Source organism: Candidatus Benthicola sp., assembly GCF_058719085.1.
In genome coordinates, this window is sequence record NZ_JBZQEK010000102.1 from 1 (window position 1) to 7,568 (window position 7,568).

At 67.2% G+C, this 7,568-nt stretch carries 8 protein-coding genes; 6 read left to right on the forward strand and 2 right to left on the reverse strand.

Annotation, left to right across the window (positions count from 1 at the left end; translation table 11 throughout):
• The 6 genes from AC36XV_RS08330 to AC36XV_RS08355 all read left to right on the forward strand — a co-directional run.
• Window positions 1–732, forward strand: a 732-nt coding sequence (locus tag AC36XV_RS08330; protein ID WP_492203223.1) for a 1,2-phenylacetyl-CoA epoxidase subunit PaaC, incomplete at its 5' end; no start/stop codon positions are given.
• A 55-nt stretch (window positions 733–787) separates the two neighbouring features.
• On the forward strand, window positions 788–949 hold the full coding sequence (locus AC36XV_RS08335; RefSeq protein ID WP_492203230.1) for a PaaD-like zinc ribbon domain-containing protein: 162 nt from the start codon (window positions 788–790) through the stop codon (window positions 947–949).
• Between the two features lie 13 nt (window positions 950–962).
• Window positions 963–1,580 (forward strand): outer membrane beta-barrel protein, encoded by a 618-nt coding sequence (locus tag AC36XV_RS08340; protein ID WP_492203224.1) that lies wholly within the window; start codon window positions 963–965, stop codon window positions 1,578–1,580.
• 6 nt (window positions 1,581–1,586) lie between these two features.
• Window positions 1,587–3,017, forward strand: a complete 1,431-nt coding sequence (locus AC36XV_RS08345) for a cytochrome b N-terminal domain-containing protein (protein ID WP_492203225.1) — start codon at window positions 1,587–1,589, stop codon at window positions 3,015–3,017.
• Window positions 3,018–3,027: 10 nt separating this feature from the next.
• Window positions 3,028–3,546: a QcrA and Rieske domain-containing protein gene (locus tag AC36XV_RS08350; protein ID WP_492203226.1), complete on the forward strand. Its 519-nt coding sequence runs from the start codon at window positions 3,028–3,030 to the stop codon at window positions 3,544–3,546.
• Window positions 3,543–5,843 carry a tetratricopeptide repeat protein gene (locus AC36XV_RS08355; RefSeq protein ID WP_492203227.1) on the forward strand — a complete coding sequence of 767 codons (2,301 nt, stop codon included), beginning with the start codon at window positions 3,543–3,545 and terminating at the stop codon, window positions 5,841–5,843. The genes AC36XV_RS08350 and AC36XV_RS08355 overlap by 4 nt, the downstream gene beginning before the upstream one ends.
• Window positions 5,844–5,892: 49 nt before the next feature.
• Here AC36XV_RS08355 and AC36XV_RS08360 read toward each other — a convergent pair whose 3' ends face one another.
• Both AC36XV_RS08360 and AC36XV_RS08365 read right to left on the reverse strand, forming a co-directional pair.
• Window positions 5,893–6,714: an FkbM family methyltransferase gene (locus tag AC36XV_RS08360; protein ID WP_492203228.1), complete on the reverse strand. Its 822-nt coding sequence runs from the start codon at window positions 6,712–6,714 to the stop codon at window positions 5,893–5,895.
• A gap of 46 nt (window positions 6,715–6,760) precedes the next feature.
• Window positions 6,761–7,568: glycosyltransferase family 2 protein (locus AC36XV_RS08365; protein WP_492203229.1), on the reverse strand; the 808-nt coding region annotated here is incomplete at its 5' end.

The following is a 7,568-nucleotide window of genomic DNA, read 5'->3' on the forward strand; positions in this document are numbered from 1 at the left end:
CTCGGGATGCGGTACGCGCAGTGGCTTCTCGGGGCGCCCACCCTCGAGGCGGGAATCGCCTGCTCCGCCATGGCCCAGGACGAGTGGGGGCATTCGCGCATCCTGTACGCGATGCTCAAGGACTTCGGACACGATCCAGACCATCTCGAGCATCAACGCGGGGCGGACGAGTACCGCAACAGCGAGCTGCTCGACCGCTCGCCGTCCGAGTGGGTCGGGCTCGTGGCGCTGAATTTCCTTCTCGACGCCGCTCTTTCGGTTCAGATCGAATCCCTGAAGGACAGCCGGTTCGAGCCTCTCCACTACAAGGTGCGGAAGATGCTCGAGGAGGAGCGATTCCACTTCGAGCACGGTCGGGGCTGGGTGGCGCGCATGGCCCAGGCGGACGCGGGCCGACGGGCGCTCGAGACGGCCCTGACACCGGCATGGGTCTCGTGTCTGCGATGGTTCGGCCGGCCGGATGCCCTGGTCGATCGCCTGCGGGACGGCGGCGTGTCGGATGCCGGACCCGATGAGCTGCGAGATCGTTGGCTGGCCCGGGTGGGCCCGGTCATCGAGGGTGCCGGGCTGGGCCTGGCCTCGACGGACGGGAGCGGCCGCTGGGGGAGCGACCTGGACGTCGACTGGAGCGACTGGGATGCTTCTCGCCGGCGCACCGCCGGGGGCGGGATCGACGACGAGACGCTGGCCGGCGTCCGGGGCGACCGGAACCGCGCCATGCTGATGGACTGAGCCCGTGTCCGAATCCGCCCGTCGTTCACTCGCCTCGATCCTTCACAGTGCGGCCATGCCCGACTCCGTGGAGTGCCCGTTCTGCCGGAGATCCGATACGGAGCAGTTTTCCGCTTTCGGGAGCGCTCTCTCGGTCAGTCAGTATTACTGCCGCTCCTGCCGTACCGTGTTCGAATGGATGAAGCGAAGGTCCGACCCGGAGCGATCGCTCGACTGAAAGGAACGAAGGGATGAGACGCTGGTCTGTGGTGGCATGTGCGGTGCTCCTGGGGACTTTGACCTCCGCGGCTCCGGTCCGGGCGCAGCTGTCCGTGGGTGTGTCCGCCGGTCCCACGTACTCGAGCATGGGCGGGGGACTGATCACGTCCACCGAGTCCGACTGGGGCGTGCTGCTCGGGGGTTGGGGTCAGTACGGCTTCCCGTCGAACCTCGCCCTGCAGCTCGAGGCCAACTGGGTCCAGAAGGGTGGACGAGGGGTCGTGCCGCAGGGGAGCGTGGACTTCGACCTGGACTACCTGGAGATCCCGCTCACCGCCCAGTTCGGGACCGGGCTCGGTGAGCGCTGGCACTGGAACCTGTACGGTGGAATCGCGGTGGGATTCCAGACCACGTGCGACGTCCGACTGAACGAGGAGGCCCCGGGCGCATGCGAGGAGGCCATTCCCACGTGGGACTTCGCCTCCACCGAGTGGAGTGTGCCCTTCGGAACGAGCTTCACCTACGAGCTCACCCGGTCCAGGCTCACGGCCGACTTCCGCTACTCCTACGGCCTGTCGGCCGCGATCGAGAACCTGGACCTAAAGAACCGGTCCTGGCAGTTGATCCTGCGGTGGGGATTCGAGGTCTGACCGAGCGTGGCGGGTACAGGACGGGACTCCGACCATCGGCCGTCGAAGGGCGATGAAGCACATCCGGACCGCGGGCCGGTGCTCCCGGTTCGGGTCTGGCGGTCCATCTTTCGGACACCGCTGACACCCCGCACCGAGCGGGAGAGGAAGAGGGTCGTCCTCAACCATCTCCTCCTCCACATGCGCCCCGTTCGGGTGCCGGTCCGCACGATTCCGTTTCGCCACACGTTCGGGCTCGGTGGGATGGCGGCGACGCTGGTGCTGCTCCTCGTCCTGACCGGTGTCCTCCTGATGTTCGTCTACGAGCCGACACCGGAGCGGGCATATGCCTCGATCGAGGCCCTGAGACGAGAGGTCCGGTTCGGCGGGCTGGTGCGCAACGTGCACCACTGGAGCGCCAACCTGTTGGTGTTCGTGACCTTCCTGCACCTGCTGAGGACGTTCTTCACCGGCGCGTTCCACGGGGCCCGCCAGTTCAACTGGGTGATCGGAGTCTTCCTCCTGATCGTCGTGCTCGCCGCGAACTTCACCGGCTATCTGCTCCCGTGGGACCAGCTGTCCTACTGGGCCATCACCATCGTTACGGGCATGTGGAGCTACGTGCCCCTTCTGGGAGACGCCCTGGTGCGGCTGGCGCGTGGCGGGTCGGAGATCGGCGCCCCGACTCTGATCCTGTACTACACGTTCCACACCACGGTGCTTCCGGTGGCGCTCATCGGCCTCATGGCGTTCCACTTCTGGCGGGTCCGGAAGGCGGGCGGGGTGGTCATCCCTCGTGAGCCGGGCGGGGACGCCGACGGTCGGCCGGAGACGGTGCTCTTCGTGCCGGGGCTGCTGGCCCGCGAAGTCGTAGTCGGGCTGGTCCTGGTGGCGGCGGTCATGGTCCTCGCGGTGTTCGCCGATGCGGGGCTGGATGCGGCCGCCAATCCCGGGATGAGCCCCAATCCCGCGAAGGCCCCGTGGTACTTCGTGGGCCTGCAGGAGCTGCTGCTGCACTTCCACCCCACCTGGGCCGTGGTCATCCTCCCCGGCCTGTTCCTGATCGCCCTCCTCGCCATTCCGTACGTTCGCTACGAACCGGCTCTCGAGGGCCGGTGGTTCGTGTCGGACACGGGAAGGTCCCTGGCGATCGCCGGTGTGGTGGCCGGCGCCGTCCTCACTCCCCTGTGGGTGTTGATGGACGAGTACGTGGTCGACTGGTCGACGTGGCTCGGAGGCCTTCCCCCGGTCCTGTCCGAGGGACTCGTGCCCGCGGTGGTCGCCCTCGCGCTCGCATGGGGAGTCGTGAGCCTCGCCGGCCGCCGGTTCGGGGGGGAGCGCCAGGAGCGCCTGCAGGCCGGCTTTGCCTTCTTCGCCACCGCGCTGGTCATCCTGACGATCGTCGGAGCGTGGTTCCGGGGCGAAGGGATGATCCTCGGCTGGCCGTGGACCTCGTGAGGAGGGATCGATGAACCCGATCGACGGCCGCCGGACGAATCCGGAAGAGCGACCCGATGGGCAGACGACCCGGCGCTCGTTCCTCTCGAGGGTGTGGTTGGGACTCGGGGGTCTCGCGCTGGCGGAGTACGCCTGGCTGGTCGTCCAGTTCCTCAGGCCGCGCTCGGCCGGAAGGCAGGCGCCCGGAGTCCTCGTCGCCGGCCCGGTCGATCAGTTCGAGCCCGGATCCGTCACCGCCTTTCCGGCCGGACGATTCTATCTGGCCAGGCTGTCCGACGGCGGATTCCTGGCCGTGTCGCGAGAATGCACACACCTGGGCTGCACGGTGCCGTGGATGGCGGATGAGGGACAGTTCGTGTGTCCGTGCCACTCCTCGGCCTACGACATCCGGGGCGAAGTCGTGCGTCCGCCGGCGCCGCGGCCGCTCGACCTGCACCCGGTGCGGATCGAGAACGGCATCGTCAAGGTGGATGTGGGTCGCACCCGCAAGCGGAGTCACTTCGAGTCCTCGCAGGTGGTCCGCGCATGACCGGGGACCCGATGCGGAGGTGGACCATCGCCGGGGTGGCGGCCACGGCCGTCATCGTCCTCTCGCTCCCGGTCTACGCGGTCCGTGAGACCCGCCAGCGTGCGCAGTGGGCGGAGCAGGACATGGCGCCCGCCTTCACCTTCGTCGGCCGTGACCGGTGCGCCGAATGCCACGAGGAGGCCACGGAGGCGTGGGAGGGGTCGGACCACGACCACGCGATGGAGCCTGCCGATTCCACCAGTGTTCGAGGGGACTTCAGCGGAGTGGAGGTCGAGCACGGCGGCGTGACGAGCCGTTTCTACGAGCGCGATGGGAAGTACTTCGTTCGCACGGAAGGACCGACGGGTGAGCTGGAGGACTTCGAAATCGCGTATACGTTCGGCTGGGAGCCCCTGCAGCAGTACCTGATCCCGTTTCCCGGCGGTCGCTTTCAAGCGCTCAGCCTGGCGTGGGACACGGAGCGCGAGGAGTGGTTCCACCTGTACCCGGACCGCGTCATCCCGCCGGACGACTGGCTCCACTGGACCCGCAGCGCACAGACCTGGAACGGCATGTGCGCCGAGTGTCACTCCACCAACCTGAAGAAGGGCTACGACCCGGAGACGGACTCCTTCTCGACCACCTGGTCCGAGATCGACGTCAGCTGCGAAGCGTGCCACGGGCCGGGATCGCGTCACGTCGAGTGGGCGGACCTTCCGCCGATGGCCCGCCCGTCCGTCGAGGACTACGACCTGGCCGTGCCCACCTCCGGAATCACCTCCCGGCAGCAGGTGGAGCTGTGCGCGCCGTGTCACTCCCGGCGCACCGAGCTCGGGGACTACGCGCACGGCAGGGAAGACCTGCTGGACCACCTCGTTCCTTCCCTGCTCGACGAAGGGCTGTACGAGGCGGACGGGCAGATCCTCGACGAGGTCTACGTCTGGGGATCGTTCGTCCAGAGCAAGATGTACCGGAATGACGTGCGCTGCTCCGACTGCCACGATCCGCACAGCCTGGAGCTTCGTTTCGAAGGCAACGACCTGTGCGCCCAATGCCACCGTGCCGACACGTACGATGCGTACGACCACCATTTCCACGAGGAGCTCACGGAATCCGGCGAGCCGAACGAAGGCGCGCTGTGCGTCAAGTGTCACATGCCGGAACGGCCCTACATGGTCATCGACTGGCGGGCCGATCACAGCCTGCGGATCCCGAGACCCGATTTGACGCTCGAGATCGGAACGCCGAATGCCTGCACGTCCGCGGGATGCCACGAGGACGAGACCGACCGCTGGGCGGCGGACTACTATACGGAGTGGTACGGCAAGGCGCGGCGCCCGCACTACGGACTCGCCCTGGCCGCTGGCCGGGAAGGCCGGCCCGGCGCGGACGAGGAGTTGATCCGCCTGGCCGGAGATCCGCTGTATCCGGCGCTGGTCCGTGCCACGGCGCTCGGCCTGCTCGAGCGTTACCCGGGGCCCGAGACCACCCGCGCGGTCAACATGGCCCTGCAGGACGAAGAAGCGCTGATCCGCTACACGGCCGTCTCAGCGCTGAACGTCGGGGACCCGGCCCAGCTGGTGGAACTGGTGGCGCCCCTGCTGTTCGATCCGACCCGTGCGGTCAGGGGACAGGCGGCCGTGAGGCTGGCTGGCGCGCCCCGTGAGCTCCTCAAACCGTACCAGGTCGAGGCTCTCGAGGAGGCCACGCAGGAGTACGAGGAGACGATGCGCTACTCGCTCGACTTCTCGTTCGCGGCCCACAACCTCGCCAACCTCTACCTGGCTCTCGGCGAGGCCGACCGCGCCGAGGAATACTACCGCCGCGCCATCGCGATCGACGACCTCTTCGTGCCCGCCAAGATGAACCTGGCCGTCCTCTACAACTCCGAGGGACGCAACGCGGAGGCGGAAGAGCTGCTGAGGGAGATTCTCGAGGGGTATCCGGAGAACCACGAGGCCGAATACGCCCTCGCGCTTCTCCTGGTGGAAGCGGGTCGTCCGGGCGAGGCTCTGTCCTGGCTGGAGCGCGCCGCGGACGGCATGCCGGCTCGCACCCGAATCCGCTACAATCTCGGGCTGCTGCAGCAGCAGCTCGGTCGACTGAACGAAGCGGAGACGAGCCTCCGAACGATCGTGGAGGCAGAACCGACCAACCTCGACTATCTGTACGCGCTGGCGGACCACTACGCGAAGCGTGGGGAGTTCGAGCGCGCCATCCGCGTCGCCGACCGGATGATCGAGACCCACCCCGAGGCGCCGATCGGACGCGACCTGAGGGCCGCTCTGGAGCAGGCGATCGGACAGGGGGGCGGCTGATGGTCACGGCAGTGGCGGTTTCGACCCGAGGGCCCGTCCGGGCGTAGGCTCAGAAGCGCAGGACGTAATCCGGCGAGTCCGGCCGGTTCGCCACGTCCAGCCCTGAGATGGGCCTCTCGATCGCTGAGTACGGACGATCCGGGGGCATCAGCGATCGGTGCACGAAGGTCACCTCGATCACCTCGGGGATGTCCAGATCCTGGTTGTAGGGCGCACAGTTGTTTCCGTGCACGTGCACGACAGAGAACGACCTCTTGATGCTGGCGATCGCTCGCTCGAACGCGCCCAGGTTGCGTCCGATGTGATGAAACTCCGCCACGATCATGTTGATGGCTCGTTCGTAGCGGAGAACGTCCGCCGTCACCTCGTACTCGCTTCCCTCGATGTCCATCGAGACGAGCACTCGATGGGGTCTCCCGTGATCGATGCCCACGAACAGCTCGTCGATGGTGACCGTGGTCGGCGAAGCGACCGCGCTGACGGCCTTCTCGATATGCTGGTTCGGGAACGAGAAGAGCCGCTGGTAGCGTCGGTACCGTTCGATGTGGGCTACATACCTGGATGCCTTCGCGGAGCGGCCCAGCAGGCGGTTGAGCGCGTGCTTGACCTGCGCCTGCTTGAGCGACCACCGGATGGACGAGGCATGCAGGGTGTGATCCGCGCCGACGATCGTCACTCCGGGGCGCGCGCGCCACACGTCCTCTTCGAAGCTCCAGTCGTGGCCGATACCGAGCGTGAGAAGCACATCGGTCGAATCCACGACCCACTGCGGGACCACGTAGCCGCCGTCGCCCGCGGGATTGCCGAGCCGCACGAGTCCCGGAACGTCCCTCGGGCGCAGCTCCTCCCGGAAGTGCCATTCGCTCTTCATCCGCGCGGCCCCGGTTCCGGTTCTGGGCTCCGATCCGAGGTCCTCGTCAAATCCACCTCTTCTCCCGCAGGGCGACGTACATGGCAACTCCGATGTTCATGCCGTATCGAGCCGTGAATCTTTCCTGCAGGGCGCCGTGGGACTCGACTCGGGTGACCCGCTTCAGCGGCCGGGGTTCGTTATCATGAGGGATGACGACCTTCGGCGTCCCGAGGCGGTGCAGATAGGCGCCCATCAGGGTGTCGTCGTTCACACGCCCTTCCATGTCCCGGAGCTGGTCTTCCGGGATGAGATCGAGGCACTCCTCGTAGTGACGCCTCACATCCAGGCGCCGGGAGAGACCTGCCGGAAGCAGGTAGCCCGTGTAGCCCTGGGGCCAGAGCAGCGGGACCGGGTCTCCACGCAGCTTCTCGCCATGGACCTTCCGGTAGATCTCGACTCCCTCGGCCGTCACACCCCCCAGCGACTCGAGGGCATCGCACAGGTCCGGGTCGGATGGATCGATTCTGGCCAGCTCAGCCATGCCCGTGCAGGCGACGCACGCCTCTCCTCCGAGCCGGAGACTCCACCCCACGAGCGTGCGCAGCCACCTCGACGTGTACGTGTGGTCATCATCGCAGACGACGACGAGGCGTTCGGGGTGTCTCTCGAGGGCGTACACGTACTTCGTGGCCGGTCCGTAGTCACGATCGACCCGGCAGATGTTCAGCCGGCCGTCCCTTCGGGCCATGCGGGCCACGCGACGGGGGGGGGGATCGGTCAGGAAGACATCGATCGTGAGATCCGGATAGTCGATCTCCAGAAGTCTCTTAAGAGCCTTGTGGAGGTAGCCGTAGCGCGCCGGATGGGACGTC